The organism is Acidovorax sp. Root219, from assembly GCF_001428665.1.
Lineage (GTDB): Bacteria > Pseudomonadota > Gammaproteobacteria > Burkholderiales > Burkholderiaceae_C > Acidovorax.
Genome location: NZ_LMIJ01000001.1, coordinates 348,478 through 368,515, shown reverse-complemented (window position 1 = coordinate 368,515; position 20,038 = coordinate 348,478). Strand labels below are relative to the sequence as shown.

Genomic DNA, 20,038 nt, shown 5'->3' with positions numbered 1-20,038 from the left:
AGAGACCCCCAAAAAATGCGCTACAATTCACTCCATCGCAGCACACAACGTACTAAACGATGTACAATGTAAGGCTTCGGTAAAATGCGGGAATAGCTCAGTTGGTAGAGCGCAACCTTGCCAAGGTTGAGGTCGAGAGTTCGAGACTCTTTTCCCGCTCCACACATCGCAGGCTGCTCATGCAGCAGGCAAACAAAAAGGATCCTTCGGGATCCTTTTTTGTTTTTCGCTCCCATCTGTGCTTCTCTATCTCCCCGCCTGCAGCCGCCGGGTGGGCGCAGTGTCCACTGTCAGTCACCCGCTGTTGGCGCTCTTGCCAGCGCCCGCATGCGGTCATGGCAGGCAACCTTTGAAAAAGCTCGCTGGCCAGGATGGCGGAGTACGCTACTTGAATGTGCTGCTCAGAATCACCCACTCGATTCCATCGCCATCGCCGCCCACGTCTTCATGCCTGGCAATGTTGATCGCGAGCTTGGGGCAGTCCTGGCCGTCTCCCAGCCATTTCGTGTGTCGAAAACTGAGCTTCATCGCCTTGAACTGGCGTTTGAGCTTGGTGAAGCTGGTGTTGCGGTGCAGGTCCACCCCCTGGTACTTCAGTGAGCCGGCGAGGAATTCGATGTCCTGCACCTTGCTGCCATCGTAGCGCACGCGGATGAAGGTGGATTTGTCGGCGGTGAGGAAGTCGTCCTCATCCGGGTAGCGGCCGGGCTTGGGAGGCACAAAGCCCGCTGCGCTCATCGCCTTGCGCAGCGCTTCGCGATTCTGGCCCAGGTTGACCCGCAACGTGCCGCAGTTGATGCCCTGGCGCGGGACCAGTTGCCAGGATGCGTTGGCCTGCGCTGCCTTGCCACTGCAGTGGTCGGCGGGTTGGGACATGGCACTGCCGGCAAGCAATGCAGTGCACCAGGCGAGTATCTTCAGAAAACGGAGCATGGAGACGGTTCCTCGGTATGGCGTTCATGGACGGTGCCCCGGGCCCATGACCGCAGGCTGGCCGCTGGTGGGCGAGCATAGCTGCGCTCTTACCCTGCATGGCTGGCAAAACCCACCACCCGCCATGGGCCCTTTGCGGTGCGCCGCAGCGTGATGCCGAACAGGCACGGGCTGCCCGCGAATTCCACGCGCACCAGCGGCTCGTCGAGCGTGCGGCCTGCGGCCCAGCGGCGCAACCGGTTGCCATGCGATTGGAACGGGGTGGTGTATTCCACACGGGCCGGCGGGCACAGCTGGCGTTGCGCGTTGGCCTGCAGCTCGGCGGGCGTCGTGCCGGTGGCGGGGCCCGCCAGCGTGCGCCCGAATGCAGCCGTATAGTCGCGCCGCTCCACGTCGCGCACAAAGGCCTGTGCGGCGGCAATGGCCGTTGCGGGCCGGTGCTGCTGGTGCAGCAGCCACCAGAGCATGGGCGCGCCGGTCGCGGCGGCAAGCGCCACGGCCAGCACAAGCTGCTTTTTTAAGGAGGCCTTCAGGAAGCCCACCAGTGCGTGACCATGAAAGGCTGCGGCTGCCCGGGGATGGACACCATGATGCTCCCGCGCCCGCACAGCGGGCCGCAGCGCTGGCCCAGGTAGCGGATGGCCACGGAAGGCACGGGCTGCGTGGCGCCTGCGGGCAGTACGGCCGCCGCGCCGCGCTCCAGGTGGGCAAGCACCACGAACTGGTCGTCACCGTCCAGCGTCTGCGTGACCGGGTGGCAAGCCGGGCTGCCGCCCTGGGCGGGGGCGGCGGCCTGCAGCAGCGCCGCCGCGCGCCGCCCTTCGATCAGGGCCATGCGCTCGGCCTCGGTCTTCCACTGCGTGGGTTTGGCGTGGGCCTGGCGGCTGAGCTCACTGCGGTCCAGCAGCACCGTGACGCCCTCCAGCACCACCGACAGGCAGTCTGCAGGCGCGCGCGTGCGCTGGGCCACGGTGCGGGTTTCGTCCACGTCGGTGCCTGCGGGCGGGCGCTCGGGTGCTGCGGCGGGGCCTGCGCCATGGCTGCTCATGCTGGTGCCCAGGCTGAGCGCCAGCACGCATGGCGCGAGCAACCGGTGGGCGATGCGTGCGGCAATGCCCGTGCGGGATGGTGGTCGTGGCTTGTTGGTGGATGGCTGCCACATGGCGGTGCTGTCCTCATGGGGTGGTGGCTGTGGTTGCGGCAGTGGGCATCGCTCGGCGGCTGGGGTTGCGCGCCAGCGCGCGTGCCCCGAGGAGCGTGCGCAGAGCAGGGCGGTGCATAGAATAGCCCATGCATGACAAAGATCGGCTGCTCAGAACCTTCCTGCTGGTGGCGCAGGGCGGGTCGCTGCAGAAGGCAGCGGACAGGCTCGGGCTCAGCCAGCCCGCGGTGAGCAAGCAGATCAGTGCGCTGGAAGCGTTTCTGGAGTGCGTTCTGTTCACGCGCCACGGGCGTGGCATGGCGCTGACCCCGGTGGGCCAGCGCCTGGCTGGCAGCGCGGCCGAGCATTTCGCGATGCTCGATGTGGCCCTGGACACGGCACGCTCTGCGGCCGATGCCGCGCGCTACGTGCGCATCGCCTGCGTCAACACCCTGGCGGCCTATCTGCTGCCCCCGGTGGTGGCCGAGCTCAAGCGGACGCACCCCGGGCTGGTCGTGCGGGTGGACAACGCCAGCTCACCCGACGTCGTGGACCAGGTCGTGCGTGGCCATGCGGACATTGGCCTGGTGTACGACCTCGCGGTGAACACCGACGCGGTGCAGGTGCTGCGCCTGTACCACGAGGAGGTCAGCGCATATGGCTTGCGCGGCGGTGAGGCTGGTGGGGACTCGGAGCCTTCCTCGCTGAGCGTCGCAGAACTGGCCCGGCGCCCGCTGATCGTGCCACCCCGCCCCTATGCCTTGCGGCGCGTTATTGAGCGTGAACTGCCAGGGCCCCTGGTGATTGCTGCCGAATGCAGCTCGGTCAGCGTATCGCTGGACCTGGCGGCCGCAGGCGTGGGCCTGGTGCTGCTGCCCAGCGCGCTGCCCGACCTGGCCGTGGTTCCGCGCGGCCTGGCCCGGCTGCGCATCGCCGATGCCGACCTGGGCAGGCAGGTGGTTGCGATCCATCGGCTGGCGGCCACGCCGCCCAAGGCGCTGGCCGCCACGCTTCAGGTGATAGAGGACTTTGCGGCCCGCGCCGCCTGCCGCGCCCAGTAGGCGAAGGTGCCGTTGACGATGGCCGGCTGCAGCAGGAAGTCATGGGCTTCCTTCGCGGCCGCAGGCTCCACAGGCTGCAGTGGGCCTATCGCCAAGGCGTCCAGGCACATGCGCGCATTGCGCTCGGCAAACACGTTGAGGTAGACGGCCTCCTGCAGCGTTGCCCCCGTGCAGACCATGCCATGGTTGACCAGAAATGCCGAGCGCTTGCCCGCCAGGGCGCCCGAGATCAACGCGCCTTCGTCATCCCCGGTGGGCACGCCGGGCCAGTGCGCCAGAAACCCGCAGTCGTCATGGAACATTGCCGCATCCATGTGGGCAACGGGCATGCCGATGCCCAGCATCGACAGCGCCGAGAGCGCCTGCGGGTGGGTGTGGATGATGGCGCGCACCCCGGGGTGGTGGCGGTAGATCCAGCTGTGAAAGCGCACCCCGGGGTTGGCCTTGCCGGTGCCCTGCAGGGTGGTGAGGTGCTCGTCGACCAGCAGCATCGACGCGTCGTCGGCCTCTTCCAGGCCCGTGCCCAGTGCCAGCGTGAGCAAGCGTGAGGAATCGCCGTCGCGCACGGTCACCTGGCCGGCCAGACCGGTGGCATGGCCCTGGTGCGCGAGGATATGGCAGGCATCGAGAAAGACCTGCCGGGGGCTGGTGTCCCGCGCGCCGCTGCCTGCGACCGGATCGAGGTGGAGTGTCTTTTCCATGGGTCAGTTCTCCAGGGTGATGCCGCGCTCCTTGATGAGCGTGCGGTACGACTGCAGCTCCGAGCGCACCAGTGCGCTGAAGCTGGCGGGGCTGTTGGCGAACGGAGCAAACCCCAGCGACTGCAAGCGGGAGATGAATTCAGGGCTTGCGACCACCGTGTCCAGCGCGGCGGCCAGGCGCGTGGCCGCTTCTGCGGGCATGGCGGCCGGGCCCACGACGCCGACCCAGGGGGCAAACTCGAAGCCTTTCAGCCCGGATTCGTGGAAGGTCGGGACCTCCGGCATCAGCGGGCTGCGCTCCAGCATGGCCGCGGCAATCGCTTTCACCTTGCCGCTCTTTTGGTACTGGCTTGCCAGGTTGGTATCGATGAACGTCAGGTCCACATGGCGGGCCACCACGTCGGCCAGCGCCGGTGCGCCGCCCCGGTAGGGGATGTGGGTGATGAAGACACCCGACCGCGCCTTGAAGGTTTCGAAGGCCAGGTGCGGCGGGCTGCCGACCCCTGCGGACCCGTACGTCAGCTTCGCCGGATTGGCTTTGGCATGTGCGACCAGATCGGCAGGCCGTGAAGATGCCAGATCGGGCTTGGCGACCATCACCAGCGGGATCTTTGCGACCGTGCCGATGTACCGGAAGTCCTTGGTGACGTCGTAGGACACCTTGGGTTGGAGCACCGGGTTGACCGCCAGCGGCCCCACGTCCAGCAGGCCGATGCTGTAGCCATCGGGCGCGGCGCGTGCGATGGCCTCGGCGGCCAGCATGCCGCCTGCACCGGGCCGGTTGTCCACCACCACCGGCTGGCCCAGGCGGGTGGCCAACCTCTCGGCCGCCAGGCGTGCGATGGTGTCCACCGCGCCACCGGGGGCCTGGCCAATGAAGAGGCGGATCGGGCGGGTGGGATAGTGGTCTGCGGACGCGGGCGTTGACCTGGGGTCGGCTTGTGCAAACACGGGCAGTGCAGCGCCCATCAGGCTTGCAAGCGCCAGGGTGCGAAGGAGACGGAAGCGGTGGTTCATCGATGTGCCTTCAGGTGGGGGAGGGTGCCGCCATTGCGGTGGGCAAAGTCTAGGCACGGCTTCGCCATGGCGGCATGGCCTGCAGGGCAACTCCGGATTAACGGGCAGTTATGGCCCGCACCGTTGCGTGCGCTGTGCGCATGCCGCCGATCATCCCGGTGCGCAGCTGCCCGCGTGGGCCCGCGCCTGATAGCCCACAGGCGTGAGGCGAAACGCGCGCTGCACCGCCGTGCCCATGTGCGACTGGCTGGCATAGCCCGCCAACGCTGCTGCATCTGCCAGCGCGTTGCGCGGGTCTTCGAGCGCGCGGCGCACGCGCTGCAGGCGGCGCTCGTTCACGTAGGCGTGCGGCGTCATGGCGGTCAGCTGTTTGAAGTGGCGCAGAAAGGCCAGCGGCGTGTGCTGCACCTGGGCGCTCAACGCCGCAAGCGACAGGTCTTCATCGGGGTGGCCGATCTCGTCATCGATGCGCTCCAGCACGCGCGCATACAGCGGTCGCAGCGCTGCCAGGGCCTGGGGCCTGGCCGGTGCCGCATGGACGGCATCGAGCCCGGCCAGCAAAGCCTGCACCAAGGCCTCTACCTGCCCGGGCGGTGCCTGCTGCACCAGCAGCCCGCGCAGTGCCAGGGCCTGCTGCAGCAGGGCAGGGGGTGCGGTGCGCTGCGGGCGGGTTGCGGGCTGCCCAGCATCCGCACGGGATGCATCCCAGCGGACCGCCAGGTACTCGCCGCCCGTGGCGGACTCAGAGAACACGTCCAGGCCCGGCGGCGTAAACGACATGGTGCCCACCCAGGTGTCGAAGTCCTCGCGCCGGTCGGTGCCTATGGCGTGCACGCCGCGCTGGCGCTCCAGTGCGATGCCGAAGGAGGCCTGACCTGCATCGTCCCGCGCACTGTAGGGCGCGCGCGCGAGCAGTTCCACCGTGAAGGCGGCAGCTCCTGGAGCGGCTGAAATTCCGTGATAGACGATGGAATGCACGCTGGGGATGATGGCAGCTTTCAACCAGGAGATCCATGTGAAGACCATAGGCCTGATCGGCGGCATGAGCTGGGAATCGACCGCCGAGTACTACCGCCTGATGAACCAGGAAGTGCGCAAGCGCCTGGGGCCGCTGCGCTCAGCGCAGTTGCTCATCCACAGCGTGGACTTCGGCCCCATCGCCCAGGCCCAGCACGAAGGCCGCTGGGACGACGTCGGCGCCTTGCTGGCCGATAGCGCGCGCAGGCTGCACGCTGCGGGCGCCGACGCCATCGTGCTGTGCACGAACACCATGCACAAGCTGGCCGGCACCATTGCCGCCGCCACGCCGCTGCCGTTTCTGCACATCGCGGCACCTGTGGGCGAGGCGGCGCAGTCACAGGGCTTGCGCAAGCTGGGCCTGCTGGCCACGGCGTTCACCATGGAGCAGGCATTTCTCAAGGACAAGCTGGTGCAGGACTACGGCCTTGAAATCGCCACGCCTGACGGGCCCACCCGCGCCGAAGTGCACCGCGTGATCTACGAGGAGCTGTGCCAGGGCATCGTGCGCGATGCGTCGCGCCTCTTCTACCAGCAAGCCATTGCACAACTGCAGGCCCAGGGCTGCGACGCCATCGTGCTGGGTTGCACCGAGATATCGCTGCTGGTGCAGCAAGGCCACAGCCCGCTGCCACTGCTGGACACCACGGCCCTGCATGCCCAGGCGGCGGTAGATTTTGCGCTGCAGTAGCCGGCGGTTGGCAACGGTGCCTGCAAATTCGGTTAGAATCTGAGGCTAGCGGCGCGATAGCAAATCGGTTATGCCCCGGATTGCAAATCCGGTTAGACCAGTTCGACTCTGGTTCGCGCCTCCAGAATTCTTGAAGCCAGTATTGAAAAGCCCGCTATCGCATCGATAGCGGGCTTTTTTGTTATGGCCGTTTCTCGGCAATCCTCCCACCGGGCTGGATGGACGGGGTCGCTTCGTTGGGGGTTCGCATGGCAAGCCCGTGCCCGCTGCGCTCACAGGGGCGCGAGTGCACCCACCAGCGAGGGCGTGAAGTCGGCACCGCCTTCGGGCTTGGCCCCACGGGCCCATGCCAGCAGGGCGGCGGGTGGCATGGGGCGCGCGAACAGAAAGCCCTGCAGTTCGTCGCAGTCCATGGCCAGGAGGATGTCGCGCTGTCTCTCGGTCTCCACCCCCTCGGCCACAACACGCAGGCCCAGGGCGTGGGCCAGGCCCACCACGGCGGCCACCACGGCGCGTGCGTTGGTGCTGTGTTCAAGGTCTCCCACGAAACTGCGGTCGATCTTGAGCTGCCGGGCGGGCAACTGGCTCAGGTAGCGCAGGCTGGAGTAGCCGGTGCCAAAGTCGTCGATGGACAGGTACACGCCGATGTCGCCGAGCCCCTCGAAGGTGTGCTGCACAGCCTTGATGTCCTCCATCGCCACGGTCTCTGTGATCTCGCACAGCAGCTGCGATGCGTCCAGGCCATGGTCCTTCAGGGTCTGCCCGATGCGGTCGACCAGGCCTTTGTCGCGCAACTGGTGTACGGACAGGTTCACCGCCACGCGCATGCGCAGGCCGTCGTGGCCCCACTCGGCGGTCTGGCGGCAGGCCTCGTCGATGACCCAATGGCCGAGACGGCCGATGAGGCCTATCCGCTCCGCCAGAGGAATGAACACGAGCGGGCTGACCATGCCGTGGAGCGGGTGATTCCAGCGCAGCAGGGCCTCGACACCGCTGATCTGGCCCCGCCGCCCGTCGATCTTGGGCTGGTAGTGCAGGGACAGTTGTCCCCGCTCCAGCGCATGGCGCAGATCGCTCTGCAGCGCCAGCTGCTCCGACACGTCGGACACCATGTGGGGCTCGAACAATGCATAGCAGCTTCCGCCTGCGCGCTTGGCGGCGTACATCGCTGCGTCGGCATTGGCCACGATCTTGTTGCTCTCGCTGTGGCCCGGATGCACCACGATGCCGATGGAGCAGGAGATCTCGATGCGCCGCCCCGATGCCTCGAAGGGCTGCGACAGCGACGCCAGCACCCTCTGGGCCACAGAAATGCAGGCTTGTTCGTCGGCCACGTCGTTGAGCAGGATCAGGAACTCGTCGCCACCCACCCGGGCCACGGTGTCGCAGTCGCGGGCCTCGTCGCGCAGGCGCGATGCCGCCTTGCGGATCACGACATCGCCCACCGCATGCCCGAAAGAGTCGTTGATGGGCTTGAACCCGTCCAGGTCCACGAACAGCACGGCCATGCGTTCGACCACCCCGTCGTGGTTGCTGCGCTCCAGCCGGCGGGTGGCCTGGGCCAGGCGGTCCTCGAACAGCAGGCGGTTGGGCAGCCCCGTCAACGGGTCGGCAAAGGCGCGCTGCTGGAGCTCTTCGTTGGCGGCCTGCAGGCGCGCGTTGCTCTCGTGCATGGAATGCGATGCGCCGCGCGCGGCGCGCTGCAGCCGGGAATCCAGGATGGAAGTGAGCAAGGTGACCACCAGCAGTGCACCCGCAATCATGGCCACAGCCGTCTGCAGGCCGGGCCCGCCCAGCTCACCGGCCGTCAGGCAGACCGAGCCCGCCGCGAAGCTGGCGGCCGCCATGCCCAGGTAGTGCGTGCCGCAGATCGCCATGGCGAACACGAACGCCGCCGCCAACTGGTAGCCCATGCGCCGGGGCCGCTCCACCCGGCGCAGCAACTTGAAGATGAGCAGTGCCAGCGTGGACGCGAGGAAGGACACCAGCACCGACAGCGCCACCAGCGGCATGTCCCAGGTGACGCCGGGCGACATGCGCATGGCGGCCATGCCCAGGTAGTGCATGGCGGTGATGCCGCCGCCCATCGCCATGGCGCCAAGCAGGATGCGCAGGTTGTCGAGCCGCTTTCGGCTGGCCAGTTCCAGGGCTATGCCGGATGCCGCCATCGCCGCCAGCCAGGACGCGAAGGTCAGCCCCTGCGAGTAGCCGATGGGAATGGGCAGCTCCAGCGCCTGCATGCCCAGGAAATGCATGGACCAGATGCCGGTTCCCATGACCAGCGAACCCGCAGCCCACCAGGCCAGGCCGATGTCGCGTTGCGAGGTGCGCACCCTGCGGGCCATGTCGAAGCTCACGTAGGAGGCGAACATGGCCATGGCCAGCGACACCGCCACCAGGAAGAGGTTGTAGCTCGAAGGCATGAACGCTGTCACGAAAGCTTCCGATCCCGATCAAAGGTGCAGAAATGGCCTGACAGTGAGCAGGCCAGGCGACCATGGCGCCCCCTGCAGTTTGGAGCCCTGGATGCGGACACCACCCGATCCGCAGAAAGCGTACATCTGTCGCGCGAAAAAGAGGTTAGGAAATGCAAGCGAGCTATCTTCCCAGGGGCTTTCGCGCTGCGCTGTAGGTGAAAGGCCCGTCGGGCTGCTGCGGCCGATGGATGGCTGATCGACAATCACGCCATGCAATTCCAGCCCATCCTTGAAGAAATCGTCGAGACAGTGCGCCCTCTGCTGGGCGCACAAGGTCACGTGGCCAACTACATCCCGGCGTTGGCGCGGGTGCCAGCGGCCCAGTTCGGCAGCGCGCTGCGCACCTGCGATGGCCAGGAGGCGCAGGCCGGCGACAGCGGTACACGTTTCTCGATCCAGAGCATCTCCAAGCTCTTTGCCCTGACCCTGGGGATGGGGGCCTTGGGCGATGCCCTGTGGGACCGCATCGGCCGCGAACCCTCGGGCAACCCGTTCAATTCTCTGGTGCAGCTCGAAGCTGAGCAGGGGACGCCGCGCAACCCCTTCATCAATGCCGGAGCGATTGCCGTCACCGATCGTCTGGTCAGCCAGGGCGACGCCAAGGCCGCCCTGCTGGAGCTGCTGTCCAGCCTGTGCAACGAGCCGGTGCATTTTGACGAGGAAGTGGCTGCCTCAGAGGCTGCCACCGGTTTTCGCAACATGGCGCTGGGCAACTTCATGAAGAGCTTCGGCAAGATCGACAATGATGTCGCAGCCGTGCTGGATGCCTACTTCCACCACTGCGCGGTGGGCATGAGCTGCCTGCAGCTTGCGCGCGCCACCGGTTACCTGTGCCGCGATGGCCGCCACCCGTTCAGTGGCGAGCAACTGCTGACCGAGCGGCAGACGCGCCGCATCAATTCGCTGATGCTGACCTGCGGCACCTACGACGCGGCCGGAGAGTTCGCGTTCCGCATCGGTCTGCCCTGCAAGAGCGGCGTGGGCGGTGGCATCGTGGCGGTGGTTCCTGACCGCCTGAGCCTGTGCGTGTGGTCGCCTGCGCTCGATGCAACCGGGAACTCGCTGCTGGGCATGCACGCGCTGGAACTGTTCACCACCAGGACGGGGCTGTCGGTGTTCTGATGGCGGACCTTCGACACGGCCGCGCTGCGCAGCAGGCCAGTGAGCATCTCCCGCACGACCGAGGCCCTCGATCCTGCACACTGCACGCTGGTTCCGTAGTAGCATGGAACCGCCGCAGCACCAGCGGCTTCCTCCCCTCGTGACCATCACGAGTTCAAGCCCGCCTCCATACGGGCTTTTTTCCGGGTGGAGCATGGGCGGCTCCAGGTCGATCTGCAGTGCGCTCGCCCTGTGCCGCGCAAGGCAGACGCAAATTTTTTGGCGCTGAGGTTTGCAAGCCCAAAAAATGGCGCTATAATTTGAGTCTTGCTGATGCAGACTGACGGTAACGACAGCAGCACAGTGAAATGCGGGAATAGCTCAGTTGGTAGAGCGCAACCTTGCCAAGGTTGAGGTCGAGAGTTCGAGACTCTTTTCCCGCTCCAGATTCAAAAAGGGAAGCTTAGGCTTCCCTTTTTTCTTGGCGTTGTGCAATGGCAGCTTTAGATGGCGCCATTGTGTGACCGGATGCGACAGGGCATTGCACACCCGCACGGCCCACGCTACGCTGCAACACAGGTCCGTGCCTTGCACGGCCGCCGTGGTCAGCCGGCGCCCCGATGGTGAAATTGGTAGACACTGCNACTTAAAATCCGCCGCTTTCCTGAAAAGGGGCGTGCCGGTTCGACCCCGGCTCGGGGCACCAGTAACGGTTATCAGCTATTAAATCTATAGCTGGCTGTTCCGCAATTTTCGTCACTGTTCCGCAATTCACTTCGCGGGCTTCGCTTTTTTCCCCACCTTGTGCCGGATGTAGTCGGCCGTCATCGCCTCCGTGGTGTGGCCCAAAAGTGCCTGCGCGTGCTTGATTCCCGTGGCCTCGTCGACCCCCGTGGCGGCCGTGGCGCGCATGTCCCTGAACTGGAATTCCTCCTTGGGGATTCCGGCCGCATCACGGGCCGCGTCGAACCTGGTGCGGAACATGTACTTGGTCAGCGGCTGGCCATCCTCGTTCACCAGCAGCGCCAGCGCGCGCACCTTGAACTGAGCCTTGTAGTGGGTGATCTCGGCCAGCAGGTCAGCGAGCGACCCCGTGATCTCGATCCGCAGCTTGGCGGCCGTCTTGCCCTGGCGGATATGGAGCATGCCATCTGCGATGTGGCTCTCGCTCATGTAGAAGACGTCGGCTGGCCGCTGCCCAGTGAGGCCAGCCAGGCGCAGCGCGAATTCCAAAGGCTTGCCGGCAACAGCCAAAACGCGGGCCATGTAGTCGTCGCCCACCACCACGTCGCGGCCCTTCTCCTTGTAGCCCTTCACGCCCGTGCACGGGTTGGGCTTGGCGGTCATGCCACGCTCGCGCGCGAAGTTCCACATGTGGGAGATCAGGGCCTTCTCCCGGTTGGCTTGCACTCCGCCGTGGTTCTGAGGCACGGGCTTGCCGGCCTTGGCGAACCGTTCTGCAGCGGCCTTGCGCGCTTCCTGGACGCGCCAATCCATGTACTGGCGGATGTGCACCGGCTCGATACTGTCCAGCGGCGCTGGCGGGTCGCCAAAGAACTTCAGCAGGTTCACGAACTGCTTCGTGTTGTCGAGCTGGCTGCGGGATGATTTCTGGCTCAGCGCCTGCTCTGTGTAGCGCGTCACCAGGTCGGGGAACGTGAACACGGCGAAGGTGTTTTGCTGCGAAGTGAGCTCGGCCCATTTCTTCACCGCGGCGATGTAGTCCGACCCAAGCGGAATTTCCTTGCGCGGCGTGCCGCCGCTGTCCAGGTAGTAGTGGATCAGCTTGCCACGCGGCCTGGCCCGCATGCCGCGTGGCAGATTCGGCCATCGAGACGGTTTGCGGCCCATCAATGTGCTCCAACAACGCGCGGCGTCCAGCGCTGGGGTGCCGCAGGGGCCGTGGTTTCCCGGCCCTGCACCGCTTCCCAGGTCACCACAGGGTGCCCGGTGGCACTGACTCGGAATGGTATCCCCTCCTTGCGCAGCCAAGCGATCTGCTTGGATTTGAAGGCAAAGCCTGTGAGGCGGTGCAGGTGGGTATCGTTCAGGAATGGATCTTCAGGCATCCGACCCTCCAAAAAGAATGCCCGCGGCGGCGGGCTGTGGTTCATCGAAATCGGGCATGGGTGCGCGCTTGTCGCGGCGCGTGCGGCTACGTCGGCTGGCCATGGGGTGTCCCTTCAATGGCGTCAAGGTCCATCCCTGCCAGGTTGCTCAGCAAGCCCAGGATGCGCTCGGCATCAGGCTCCTTGAGCACGCAGGTAGGGTCATTGCGTGAGGCGATGGTGAAGGCGGCGGTGGACAGGTCCAGGCGCTGGGCGTGGGTGAGCGTGCCGCGACAGGCGTGTGGGCGCTCCTGCAGGTCTGCCTGGGCCGCCATGCCAGGATCGTCAACCTCTTGGCCAAGCCAGTCCTGCTGGTCGCAGAGGTACAGGGCGCACTCGCGTGCGACCTCAGCCGTGTCGCCGACCGCGAGATAGATCTGCTCTGCCTGCGTGCGCCAATCCTGGCGGCTGATCGGTACCGGCTGGCCTGCAAGCCAGGCGCTGGCCGCTGCCATCGCCTGGAAGCCTGAGGTGTCTTTGCCGGTGGCATCGTCCAGGGCTTTGAACATCTGCCGCACAAGGGCCTCTGCGCCCATGGCAGGCAGGGCCTGCTCTTCTTCATCGAGCAGCGGTGTGCCCTTGAGCGCCATCGCTGCAACCGTGCCATCCTCCATGGTGGCTGTGCCCTCTTCATCGCACCAGAAGTTCTGCGGCTCGCCGCTCACCGTGTCCCAGGCATCCTTGTCGGAGAGGTTGAAGTGGCATCCATCGGCGTAGAAGCGCAGCGCAGCTTCCAGTACTTGAATGCGCTGGTCGCGGGTATCGAAAGCGGCCGGCGCTGCATCAACCCCCTGGCCTACCTCGGCGGCCGGTGCTGAAGCCCCGCGCTTGTCGCGCACGTTGAGCGCCATCTTGTAGTTGCCCATGGCCAGGGGCTGCTGGGGTGTGGTTTCGATGGTCACCACCAGGCCGGCCTGGCCGGCTTCGGCCACCAGTGCGGCGGCAGCGGAAAGGATGCGCAGGCGCGCGTCAGGTTGTCTTTCGGTCATGGTTTCTTGAGTCGTTGGGCCCGCGCCGCCCACAGGAAGTGGGGCGGGTCGCCGGCCTGGTTGTAGGTGTCCCACAGCGCCAGCCCCTCGGGGCAGCGCTGCTGGGTGGTGGAGGCCGCGCGGGCGGCTTGGCATTGGCCGCACGCGGCGTGGTGGGAGTAGTACGCCTGGCGGGCGGCTGGCCAGGTGGTGACCCGATCGCTCATACTGGTCGCCCTTAAAAGGAGTCGAGAGATGTCTAAATTTCTTGCTGCCATCCAGCCGTTTCTGGAGCAGGTCTTCCCCGAGGGGTCGCGCTATGCGTTTGACGACGGCACTACGGTCACTGTCACGATGCCGAAAATCGAGCAGATGGCCCGCGAGAAGTTCGCGCACCTGCGCTTTGACCCGGAAGTGGTGAAACAAGTAGAGGGGCCGGACGGCGATGCGATCGCGGCGCTCGTGGGCAACCACACCTGCAACGTGCTGTCTGCCAAGTTCGAAAGCTGGCAGGGGAACAACGTGACCATTCGCGAGTTGCGCATTGGCCCTGAGGCGCTGGACGCCTAGAAAGGCGGCAGCCCCATCTCCAGCTTGTGCCGAGCGGCCGCGGCGTCGATGGTGCTGGCCACGGCCGCGCGCGCCTCGCGCTCCAGCCGGGGGAGGAAGTCGGCACGGTGCCGCTCAAGCATCACCAGCCCGGCGCGCAGGTCCGGGTGCAGGTCCAGTACGTCCTGGGCGGGGTCGAGGATCCGGTTGTGGTCCCAGCAGACGACGTAGCACATGCCGCCGATGACCCGGCCATGGAAGTTCGAAGAGCGGCGCAGCAGCTTGGCCAAGTGGTTGTAGAGGGCCTGCAGGTGTTCGGGATCGTCCTCGTCGAACTCGTCGTCGCCCAAGGCCTTGAACAAGTCCTTGGGGCCATCGGCGAGCTGGGGCCCGCCCCAGCGGTGGTGCTTGTCGATCACGTCCAGTACCTGCAGCAGCTCGCCGGCGGTGTCGATGTCGCGCTCGGTGGGTTTGGCCATCTTCATACGGAGGCCCCTTCCGCCGCATCGGCAGTGCGCACCGCGCCCACGAAGGCGCGCAGTCGCTCGAAGTCGAAGTGGTGGAAGTCGCGCGAGACGCCGGTGGCCACCAGGATGTGCGACAGGTGCGACACGAACGGGGCCACGTTCTCCGGCGACATGCCGCTGGCGATGGCCAGCACGCCGTTGCCGGCCATGTCCACCACCTTTTGCAGCGGGGGCGGCTCGCCGGTTGCCGGGCCACTGGTGGTGGGAATCCAGCCCTGCAGGCGCGCGAGGGCTGCCGCAGCGGATGGCACCTGGTCCACCGGCTGGTGCTTGAACGCGACCGAGGCGAAGACCTCGGGCGCCAGCTGGCCGGCGGCCTTGAGGCGCCGCAGGTGCTCCACGAGCTGGGCGCCCTCGGTGGACAACCCTTGCGAACTGCAGCCTGGGGCGTCGTACCAGATCATTTGGGCGCCGACCTTGACGGCGATCTCCAGCGCATGCAGGTTGCCCCAGCCGAGGAAGTTCACGCCCACCCGGAACTTCGGCGGCAGGCCGCTCTCGGCGGTCCAGCGCTGCAGTATGTCGGCTACTTCATCGTCCCGGTCGTCGTGGCTGATGAGGAACACGCCATCGGCGCCGGCCTCATGTGCGGTCGCCGCCTGGTCGAAGGTGGTGTCGTCGTCGCGGTGATGGATGACGGGATAGATCTTTGTGGTCATGTGCTTCCTGTTGCGGTACGCTGTAACAAATTGAGAGGGATGGGCATGAATTACTGGTGGGTGAACCACAAGCAGACGCACCGCGCGGAGATCGAGGGCGGCTACATCTGGAGTCCTAAGACAAAGGCAAACGGGGGCGCAAACGAGACCTACCTGAACCTGCCCCGCGTGGTGCCAGGCGACGTGGTGTTCTCGTATGCGAATGGGGCCATCCAGGCGGTGGGCATTGCGACCGCGGCAGCCCAGGACGTGAACAAGCCTGCGGAGTTCGGCAGCACTGGCGCCACCTGGGGCACGGCCGGGTGGCTCGTGCCGATCGAATGGCAATTGCTCCAAGCCCCTGTCTCTCCGAAACAGCATCTGGCCCTGATCGCCCCGCTACTACCTGCCCGGCACTCCCCCATTCGGGCAGAGACGGGCGACGGGAACCAGGGCTGCTACCTGGCCGCGATCAGCAACGAGCTCGGCGGTGTGCTGCAGGGCATCATCGGCAACGCAGACGGAGATGCGCTTGAGGTGGCGGCCGTGCGCTCGACCATCGCGGCCGAGGACAGGGCAGAGGCTGCCGTGCGGCAGCAAACAGAGCTGGCAGTCACCGAGGTGGAGCAGATCGTGCGCGCCAGGCGTGGCCAAGGCCGATTCCGCCTCAATGTGCTGGCCATTGAAAAGCAGTGCCGCCTTACCGGCGTGTTATCGGAGCAGTTCCTGGTGGCCAGCCACATCAAGCCCTGGGCCGTATGCTCGAATGCTGAGCGCCTGGACGGGAACAACGGGCTGATGCTGTCGCCTCACGTCGACCTGTTGTTTGATCGCGGGTGGATCTCTTTCGCGGATAACGGATCACTATTGCTTGGTAAAAGCGAGGTGCAATCAATTCTCGCCGCTTGGAATATCTCGACAACTAGTATGCCGACTTGGAATTTCAATAATTGCCAAGTTGAATATCTTGGGTTTCACAGGGAATTTGTCTTTGGTCGCGCTGTGTTTAATTTGAAGTGAGAGTTATTATGAGTTTTGAGGATTCATCGGAAAAATTGCGCCGAAATCTTATTGTATTTTCCTTTGGCTACTTGGCGTCTGCATTTCTGGAGTTGAGTGTCGTGGATGCATTAAATGCTTCCAGCTTTTCTTCTGTAGCAACTAAGCTTAGTTCAAGCAAAGTGCAGATACTAGTCCTAATTATCTGGTTTTATCTTGCCTTTCGTTGGTTTACCTCCGAATTGTATGGTGGGCTTGTGGCCGATATCCGCAAGAGTTGGGGTGCAGTGAACAGTCAATCTCTATTGGTAGATTTGGAGAAAATTGTCAGTAAAAATCCAGTAAAATTGCCTACTTGGATTAGACCTCAGTCGGACGCCTTTGAAGAGGCGAAAGATTTATATGCTAAATATCTGGAAAGTATTGGACTGGGTGCGGTTTTTCGATCCACTATAAATCGAGGTTATGATTTTGATGAAAATGAAGTCACAATGAACTATTCGGTGAATAGGACCATGGATGGTGATCGATTTAAAAATATTAAATTCAATTATGCAATGCCTTTGTATCGTAGGGCGTACTCACACCTTAGAACTTTAAATTCGATGATGCGAACGGAAAAATTCTTTGAATGGTTGCCCCCGATCGCTATAGCTATAGCAGCAGAGGCTACGATGGTGTTTCGATTAACCACCAGCTTGCTTTAAATTGTTGTTCCTTTCGTTGGGGTAGTTGCTCTCGCCGAGGGCGCAAACTTCACGCGCATCAAATTCAGAATGGGATGTCGTCATCCATATCGTCGAACCCCGATGCCGCGCGCGGCGGTGGCGCTGCTGAACGCGCAGGTGGCGAGGCCTGACGCTGCTGCTGGCGCGGGGCCGGCGCCGGGGCATACCCCTGCTGCGCGTCGTCGCGCGGCCCGCCCAGCATCTGCATGCTGTCGGCCCTGATCTCGGTGGAGTACTTCTCCACGCCCGCCTGGTCAGTCCACTTGCGCGTGCGCAGGCTGCCCTCCACGTAGACCTGGGAGCCCTTGCGGAGGTACTGCCCGGCGATCTCGGCCAGACGGCCGTTGAAGATGACGCGATGCCACTCGGTGGCCTCCTTCATTTCCCCGCTCTGCTTGTCCTTCCATTTGTCCGTGGTCGCGATGGTGACGTTCGCCACCTGGTCGCCACTGGGGAAGGTGCGCATCTCGGGGTCGCGCCCCAGGTTGCCCACGATGATGACTTTGTTGACTGATGCCATGGTGCTCTCGGGTTGCCTGCCGCCTCGCGCGGCAGGAGTTGGTGGAGGTGAGTTGGGCGCAAAAAAGCCCGCACACGGCGGGCTCTGAAAATGGAAAAGCCCGCGGGGAGCGGGCTTTGGGTGAGTCGATTTACGGCAACGGGCTCAGGGTGAGAGTGCCGGCCACGGTGAGGCTGGCGATGAGCTTGGTGATGCTCCACTGTTTGGTCTTAGGGTCCATGCTGATACCTCCGTCAAAGTTGTACTTGACCACTGTGGTCTTGTTGATGTGTTGAGACGGGGTCCGCGGTTTCCGGGCGACAAAACAGACCTTCTCGGTCTGAACGGTTGGGTCGTTAGCCGGGACAGTTCCCGTAAATCGACTCAAGCCCGTATTGTACTGGCGTTATTCCATTGGTGCAACTAAGGTGGAAATTACGCTTGTTGGTGGCGGGGGAGATCAGGGCAGCCGGTTGAAGCTCAGCACCCACACCCAGGGGTTGGCATCGACCGAGCCGGTGCCGTTGATGGACTCCCACAGCGACCAGAAGCTCATGCGCGGGTCCGCTGCGTGGTAGTGGGTCGTGTCCGGAAGGCCGTAGCCACCGTCAGGCTGGCGCACTATGCCTTCGCGCAGAGCGTCCGCTTCGGTGATGTCCTGCAGGCGCTCGACGCGCACGGCCTGCAGCTCCATGTTGCAGCGGCTGGCCACGAGGGGCATGAAGATCGCCGGGCGCTTCCACCAACGCACGGCGCCGCCCATGCCGCGAGGTGGCACCAGCAGTGTTTCGTCGGCGTGGTAGCGGTAGGCCATGCCGCATTCCTGCGTCAGGTCCACGAAGTGCCATTCGTCGCGGCCCTTCTTGCTGCTGAACCTGGTTTCCCAGCGGCCCCAGGCGTAGAAGGTCTCGCGCATCCAGAGGCGGTCGCCGGGGTGGCCGTAGGGGCACAGCTCGGCGGCCACATGCGGGCGGGGCTTGCCGACCGGCGGCAACAGACAGGCGGCCAGCCCGGGCGTGCGCAGCGTGATCTGCACCCCGCGCCGCGTCAACGGCTTGCGGCCGTCGAGCACCATGGGCACCAGCTGCGGACAGAACATGAGTGGGGTGTCCTTCACAGCACGATCTCCAGGTTGCGGCCGGCGCGATCACCCACCGGGGTGACGTTGCCCGCGGTATCGACCGCCAGCCCTGCCTCGGTGAAGAGGTCGGGCGGCCCTTCGATGGACACGCGGTCTTCGTCCTGCACCAGCTTGGCCAGGTCGGACACGTCGCCCGCATTGGGGTAGAGCGACACGCTGCAGCCCAGCGTGATGACGCCGCCATCGGCGGGCTCGATGCTGAATTTCTTCACGTCGCAACCGTGGAAGGTGCGCACGCCGATCTGCACGGTGGCGCTGCTGATCTGGTTGGCGTAGGTGACCGGCGCGAGGAACTGGTTGCGCACGATCAGCGCGTGGGTTTCGCCGCGCCAGAGAAAGGCCTCGAGCGCGTCATCGAAGTAGGCGCACAGCCGGCGATCGACCTTGCTGAACGACAGCTTCACGTCGACCGCCAGGACCTTCTCGTCCTCTGGACCTTCCTTGCGGACATTCAGGTGCCGGATGGCGGCCGGCCCTTCGAGCTTGAAAGGCGGGCGCTGGGGTGGGGGAGCGTTTTCCAATGGGCCTCCGGATGTGGTGATGGGTGGGGCGGCCTGGCCTTCGCAGCCCGGCGCACGGTGGTTCCTGTAGTCGGCGCTGCCAACGGGCCCCGAGGCGTCTCGCAAGGGGCTGCAGGTGCGATCCGCGCGGCGTGCCGCCCCGGAAAGGGTCAGGCCGCCGCCAGTTCGAGGCGGTAGCTGCTGGCCACGGTGCCGGCGTGGCGCGCGATCGCTGCGCAGATGGCCGAGAAGTCTTCCTCGTGGTACAGCATGGCGCTGCCGCGTCGACCGGCGGGCTGGAAGCCCAGGCCGCGCAGGCCTTCTGCCGTCACGCTGATGTGCGCCAGCCGTTCGTTGATCTGTCCGATGGTCAGCGAGGCGGCGCTGGGGTCGCGCGGTTCGGCGGGCGCCGTGCTGTCGGGTGCCTGGTCGTCGTCATCGAACGCCATGGCAGCAAATTGGGCGGCGGGCTGCGGCTGGGCGGCCAGGGTGGGGGCATGCGCATAGGCCGCGCGGTGTGGTGCCGGCGTGGCGGCAGGTGCCGGCGCGGGCGCCTGAGCGCCCAGCGCTGCCCGTGCAGCGGCCAGCTCCTGCTGCAGCCGCTCGTTCTCCTGGCGCTGCCGCGTGCTCTCCGCGATTTCGCGCAGCCTGGCCACCGTAGTGTTGCGGGCGGTGTCGGCCTCGGGGGCGAACTCCTCCCACTCGGGGCCGAACTCCATCGCTTCCAGCGCGGTGATGGCGCTGGCCAAGGACTCCAGCGACTGGCCTGCCGCTTGGTCAGCGTAGGCGCGCAGCTGGGTGATGTTGGCGCGGTGCGCGGCCACGCGTTCGGCTTCCACGCGATCGCGCTCTGCCTTCTCGTCGGCCTTGCGCTTCTCCTCGACCTTGATCTGGGCGTCGATGGCATCCTCGACGGGCTTCACGATGTCCACCAGGCGCTCAACCTCGGCGCCCATCACCTGCTTGAGCTCGTTCACGTCGGCCTTCACACTGGCTTCGGTGCGCGTGAGCAGGCGGCGGCCGTTGTCGCGCAGGTCGGCGCGCGCGGCCTTGGCCTCGGCCATGCCCTTGGTGGTGGTGACGTCGTACACGACATCCCGGTAGCGCTCGGCCATGGCCAGCAGGCCGGCCTCGGCTTCCTTGAACTGCGCCAGCACGGTGTCCTTGATGGACATGGGCTTGGACAAGATGGCGCCAGCGGTTGGCGCTGCCGCGACTGCGTTGGTTTGGTCGGTCATGGAT

General features: G+C 65.3%; 23 protein-coding genes and 4 tRNA genes. 10 read left to right on the top strand and 17 right to left on the bottom strand.

Translation table 11 applies throughout. The features are described from left to right. Nucleotides 1-86 precede the first annotated feature (86 nt). Nucleotides 87-162: transfer RNA gene (locus tag ASE28_RS01805), tRNA-Gly, on the top strand. A 222-nt stretch (nucleotides 163-384) separates the two neighbouring features. Here the strand turns inward: ASE28_RS01805 and ASE28_RS01800 are convergent. From ASE28_RS01800 to ASE28_RS01790, 3 genes are all read right to left on the bottom strand, one after another. Continuing rightward, entirely contained in the window at nucleotides 385-933 is a 549-nt protein-coding gene (locus ASE28_RS01800) for a hypothetical protein (RefSeq protein ID WP_057264137.1), read from the bottom strand. 89 nt (nucleotides 934-1,022) lie between these two features. Continuing rightward, nucleotides 1,023-1,475: a hypothetical protein gene (locus ASE28_RS01795; RefSeq protein WP_157421811.1), complete on the bottom strand. Its 453-nt coding sequence runs from the start codon at nucleotides 1,473-1,475 to the stop codon at nucleotides 1,023-1,025. Continuing rightward, on the bottom strand, nucleotides 1,463-2,095 hold the full coding sequence (locus tag ASE28_RS01790; protein ID WP_057264133.1) for a hypothetical protein: 633 nt from the start codon (nucleotides 2,093-2,095) through the stop codon (nucleotides 1,463-1,465). The genes ASE28_RS01795 and ASE28_RS01790 overlap by 13 nt, the downstream gene beginning before the upstream one ends. A gap of 128 nt (nucleotides 2,096-2,223) precedes the next feature. Here ASE28_RS01790 and ASE28_RS01785 point away from each other — a divergent pair, with 128 nt between their 5' ends. Further along, the gene (locus ASE28_RS01785; RefSeq protein ID WP_057264131.1) at nucleotides 2,224-3,135 is read left to right on the top strand and encodes a LysR family transcriptional regulator; all 912 of its coding nucleotides are present in this window, start codon (nucleotides 2,224-2,226) and stop codon (nucleotides 3,133-3,135) included. On the opposite strand, the gene ASE28_RS01780 is transcribed toward ASE28_RS01785, so the two are convergent. From ASE28_RS01780 to ASE28_RS01770, 3 genes are all read right to left on the bottom strand, one after another. After that, a complete protein-coding gene (locus ASE28_RS01780) occupies nucleotides 3,087-3,836 on the bottom strand; it encodes an aldolase (RefSeq protein ID WP_057264129.1) in 750 nt (249 codons plus the stop codon). The genes ASE28_RS01785 and ASE28_RS01780 overlap by 49 nt on opposite strands. A 3-nt stretch (nucleotides 3,837-3,839) precedes the next feature. Beyond that, nucleotides 3,840-4,853, bottom strand: coding sequence for a tripartite tricarboxylate transporter substrate binding protein (locus ASE28_RS01775; protein ID WP_057264127.1), 1,014 nt, complete (start codon nucleotides 4,851-4,853; stop codon nucleotides 3,840-3,842). A gap of 150 nt (nucleotides 4,854-5,003) precedes the next feature. After that, nucleotides 5,004-5,855 (bottom strand): helix-turn-helix domain-containing protein, encoded by an 852-nt coding sequence (locus tag ASE28_RS01770; RefSeq protein ID WP_235516015.1) that lies wholly within the window; start codon nucleotides 5,853-5,855, stop codon nucleotides 5,004-5,006. Between ASE28_RS01770 and ASE28_RS01765 the strand changes: the two genes are divergently transcribed. Next, entirely contained in the window at nucleotides 5,842-6,561 is a 720-nt protein-coding gene (locus tag ASE28_RS01765; protein ID WP_057264358.1) for an aspartate/glutamate racemase family protein, read from the top strand. The two genes, ASE28_RS01770 and ASE28_RS01765, sit on opposite strands and share 14 nt — an antisense overlap. Before the next feature lie 50 nt (nucleotides 6,562-6,611). Continuing rightward, a tRNA-Cys gene (locus tag ASE28_RS01760) sits at nucleotides 6,612-6,685 on the top strand. Between the two features lie 148 nt (nucleotides 6,686-6,833). Here ASE28_RS01760 and ASE28_RS01755 read toward each other — a convergent pair. Continuing rightward, complete coding sequence (locus ASE28_RS01755; protein ID WP_057264122.1) at nucleotides 6,834-8,984, bottom strand: bifunctional diguanylate cyclase/phosphodiesterase; 2,151 nt, start codon at nucleotides 8,982-8,984, stop codon at nucleotides 6,834-6,836. 264 nt (nucleotides 8,985-9,248) lie between these two features. Here ASE28_RS01755 and ASE28_RS01750 point away from each other — a divergent pair, with 264 nt between their 5' ends. The 3 genes from ASE28_RS01750 (at nucleotide 9,249) to ASE28_RS01740 (ending at nucleotide 10,845) form a co-directional block, all read left to right on the top strand. Further along, complete coding sequence (locus tag ASE28_RS01750; protein WP_057264120.1) at nucleotides 9,249-10,160, top strand: glutaminase; 912 nt, start codon at nucleotides 9,249-9,251, stop codon at nucleotides 10,158-10,160. Nucleotides 10,161-10,509: 349 nt separating this feature from the next. Further along, a tRNA-Gly gene (locus ASE28_RS01745) sits at nucleotides 10,510-10,585 on the top strand. A gap of 168 nt (nucleotides 10,586-10,753) precedes the next feature. Continuing rightward, nucleotides 10,754-10,845 (top strand) — tRNA-Leu (locus tag ASE28_RS01740). 65 nt (nucleotides 10,846-10,910) lie between these two features. Here ASE28_RS01740 and ASE28_RS01735 read toward each other — a convergent pair. From ASE28_RS01735 to ASE28_RS01725, 4 genes are all read right to left on the bottom strand, one after another. Beyond that, a complete protein-coding gene (locus ASE28_RS01735; RefSeq protein WP_082607816.1) occupies nucleotides 10,911-11,990 on the bottom strand; it encodes a tyrosine-type recombinase/integrase in 1,080 nt (359 codons plus the stop codon). Then, nucleotides 11,990-12,208 carry a DUF4224 domain-containing protein gene (locus ASE28_RS31095; protein ID WP_157421829.1) on the bottom strand — a complete coding sequence of 73 codons (219 nt, stop codon included), beginning with the start codon at nucleotides 12,206-12,208 and terminating at the stop codon, nucleotides 11,990-11,992. The genes ASE28_RS01735 and ASE28_RS31095 overlap by 1 nt, the downstream gene beginning before the upstream one ends. Nucleotides 12,209-12,294: 86 nt before the next feature. Then, nucleotides 12,295-13,236 (bottom strand): hypothetical protein, encoded by a 942-nt coding sequence (locus tag ASE28_RS01730; protein WP_057264117.1) that lies wholly within the window; start codon nucleotides 13,234-13,236, stop codon nucleotides 12,295-12,297. Then, on the bottom strand, nucleotides 13,233-13,442 hold the full coding sequence (locus tag ASE28_RS01725) for a hypothetical protein (RefSeq protein ID WP_057264115.1): 210 nt from the start codon (nucleotides 13,440-13,442) through the stop codon (nucleotides 13,233-13,235). Before ASE28_RS01725 ends, ASE28_RS01730 begins: the two co-directional genes overlap by 4 nt. A gap of 28 nt (nucleotides 13,443-13,470) precedes the next feature. On the opposite strand from ASE28_RS01725, the gene ASE28_RS01720 reads away from it, so the two are divergent. Beyond that, nucleotides 13,471-13,785: a hypothetical protein gene (locus tag ASE28_RS01720; RefSeq protein WP_057264113.1), complete on the top strand. Its 315-nt coding sequence runs from the start codon at nucleotides 13,471-13,473 to the stop codon at nucleotides 13,783-13,785. On the opposite strand, the gene ASE28_RS01715 is transcribed toward ASE28_RS01720, so the two are convergent. Next, complete coding sequence (locus ASE28_RS01715) at nucleotides 13,782-14,249, bottom strand: hypothetical protein (RefSeq protein WP_057264111.1); 468 nt, start codon at nucleotides 14,247-14,249, stop codon at nucleotides 13,782-13,784. The genes ASE28_RS01720 and ASE28_RS01715 overlap by 4 nt on opposite strands. Next, the gene (locus tag ASE28_RS32430) at nucleotides 14,246-14,950 is read right to left on the bottom strand and encodes a BtpA/SgcQ family protein (protein ID WP_057264109.1); all 705 of its coding nucleotides are present in this window, start codon (nucleotides 14,948-14,950) and stop codon (nucleotides 14,246-14,248) included. Before ASE28_RS32430 ends, ASE28_RS01715 begins: the two co-directional genes overlap by 4 nt. A 45-nt stretch (nucleotides 14,951-14,995) precedes the next feature. Here ASE28_RS32430 and ASE28_RS32425 point away from each other — a divergent pair, with 45 nt between their 5' ends. Continuing rightward, entirely contained in the window at nucleotides 14,996-15,949 is a 954-nt protein-coding gene (locus ASE28_RS32425) for an HNH endonuclease (protein WP_082607841.1), read from the top strand. Nucleotides 15,950-15,957: 8 nt separating this feature from the next. After that, nucleotides 15,958-16,635: a hypothetical protein gene (locus ASE28_RS31770; RefSeq protein WP_157421809.1), complete on the top strand. Its 678-nt coding sequence runs from the start codon at nucleotides 15,958-15,960 to the stop codon at nucleotides 16,633-16,635. A 64-nt stretch (nucleotides 16,636-16,699) separates the two neighbouring features. Here ASE28_RS31770 and ssb read toward each other — a convergent pair whose 3' ends face one another. The 4 genes from ssb to ASE28_RS01685 all read right to left on the bottom strand — a co-directional run bounded on the left by ssb (nucleotide 16,700) and on the right by ASE28_RS01685 (nucleotide 20,034). Next, the gene (gene ssb / locus ASE28_RS01700) at nucleotides 16,700-17,176 is read right to left on the bottom strand and encodes a single-stranded DNA-binding protein (RefSeq protein WP_057264106.1); all 477 of its coding nucleotides are present in this window, start codon (nucleotides 17,174-17,176) and stop codon (nucleotides 16,700-16,702) included. A 439-nt stretch (nucleotides 17,177-17,615) separates the two neighbouring features. After that, nucleotides 17,616-18,254, bottom strand: a complete 639-nt coding sequence (locus ASE28_RS01695) for a hypothetical protein (RefSeq protein WP_157421808.1) — start codon at nucleotides 18,252-18,254, stop codon at nucleotides 17,616-17,618. Nucleotides 18,255-18,268: 14 nt separating this feature from the next. Then, on the bottom strand, nucleotides 18,269-18,817 hold the full coding sequence (locus tag ASE28_RS01690; protein ID WP_057264102.1) for a hypothetical protein: 549 nt from the start codon (nucleotides 18,815-18,817) through the stop codon (nucleotides 18,269-18,271). 149 nt (nucleotides 18,818-18,966) lie between these two features. Then, nucleotides 18,967-20,034: a hypothetical protein gene (locus ASE28_RS01685; protein WP_057264100.1), complete on the bottom strand. Its 1,068-nt coding sequence runs from the start codon at nucleotides 20,032-20,034 to the stop codon at nucleotides 18,967-18,969. Nucleotides 20,035-20,038: the final 4 nt, after the last annotated feature.

What these genes read in the sequence shown, in the direction of transcription:
- ASE28_RS01800 (WP_057264137.1), bottom strand. Translation starts at nt 933, where the DNA reads ATGCTCCGTTTTCTGAAGATACTCGCCTGGTGCACTGCATTGCTTGCC.
- ASE28_RS01790 (WP_057264133.1), bottom strand. Translation starts at nt 2,095, where the DNA reads ATGTGGCAGCCATCCACCAACAAGCCACGACCACCATCCCGCACGGGC.
- ASE28_RS01785 (WP_057264131.1), top strand. Translation starts at nt 2,224, where the DNA reads ATGCATGACAAAGATCGGCTGCTCAGAACCTTCCTGCTGGTGGCGCAG.
- ASE28_RS01780 (WP_057264129.1), bottom strand. Translation starts at nt 3,836, where the DNA reads ATGGAAAAGACACTCCACCTCGATCCGGTCGCAGGCAGCGGCGCGCGG.
- ASE28_RS01775 (WP_057264127.1), bottom strand. Translation starts at nt 4,853, where the DNA reads ATGAACCACCGCTTCCGTCTCCTTCGCACCCTGGCGCTTGCAAGCCTG.
- ASE28_RS01765 (WP_057264358.1), top strand. Translation starts at nt 5,842, where the DNA reads ATGGCAGCTTTCAACCAGGAGATCCATGTGAAGACCATAGGCCTGATC.
- ASE28_RS01755 (WP_057264122.1), bottom strand. Translation starts at nt 8,984, where the DNA reads ATGCCTTCGAGCTACAACCTCTTCCTGGTGGCGGTGTCGCTGGCCATG.
- ASE28_RS01750 (WP_057264120.1), top strand. Translation starts at nt 9,249, where the DNA reads ATGCAATTCCAGCCCATCCTTGAAGAAATCGTCGAGACAGTGCGCCCT.
- ASE28_RS01735 (WP_082607816.1), bottom strand. Translation starts at nt 11,990, where the DNA reads ATGGGCCGCAAACCGTCTCGATGGCCGAATCTGCCACGCGGCATGCGG.
- ASE28_RS31095 (WP_157421829.1), bottom strand. Translation starts at nt 12,208, where the DNA reads ATGCCTGAAGATCCATTCCTGAACGATACCCACCTGCACCGCCTCACA.
- ASE28_RS01730 (WP_057264117.1), bottom strand. Translation starts at nt 13,236, where the DNA reads ATGACCGAAAGACAACCTGACGCGCGCCTGCGCATCCTTTCCGCTGCC.
- ASE28_RS01725 (WP_057264115.1), bottom strand. Translation starts at nt 13,442, where the DNA reads ATGAGCGATCGGGTCACCACCTGGCCAGCCGCCCGCCAGGCGTACTAC.
- ASE28_RS01720 (WP_057264113.1), top strand. Translation starts at nt 13,471, where the DNA reads ATGTCTAAATTTCTTGCTGCCATCCAGCCGTTTCTGGAGCAGGTCTTC.
- ASE28_RS01715 (WP_057264111.1), bottom strand. Translation starts at nt 14,249, where the DNA reads ATGAAGATGGCCAAACCCACCGAGCGCGACATCGACACCGCCGGCGAG.
- ASE28_RS32430 (WP_057264109.1), bottom strand. Translation starts at nt 14,950, where the DNA reads ATGACCACAAAGATCTATCCCGTCATCCATCACCGCGACGACGACACC.
- ASE28_RS32425 (WP_082607841.1), top strand. Translation starts at nt 14,996, where the DNA reads ATGAATTACTGGTGGGTGAACCACAAGCAGACGCACCGCGCGGAGATC.
- ASE28_RS31770 (WP_157421809.1), top strand. Translation starts at nt 15,958, where the DNA reads ATGAGTTTTGAGGATTCATCGGAAAAATTGCGCCGAAATCTTATTGTA.
- ssb (WP_057264106.1), bottom strand. Translation starts at nt 17,176, where the DNA reads ATGGCATCAGTCAACAAAGTCATCATCGTGGGCAACCTGGGGCGCGAC.
- ASE28_RS01695 (WP_157421808.1), bottom strand. Translation starts at nt 18,254, where the DNA reads ATGTTCTGTCCGCAGCTGGTGCCCATGGTGCTCGACGGCCGCAAGCCG.
- ASE28_RS01685 (WP_057264100.1), bottom strand. Translation starts at nt 20,034, where the DNA reads ATGACCGACCAAACCAACGCAGTCGCGGCAGCGCCAACCGCTGGCGCC.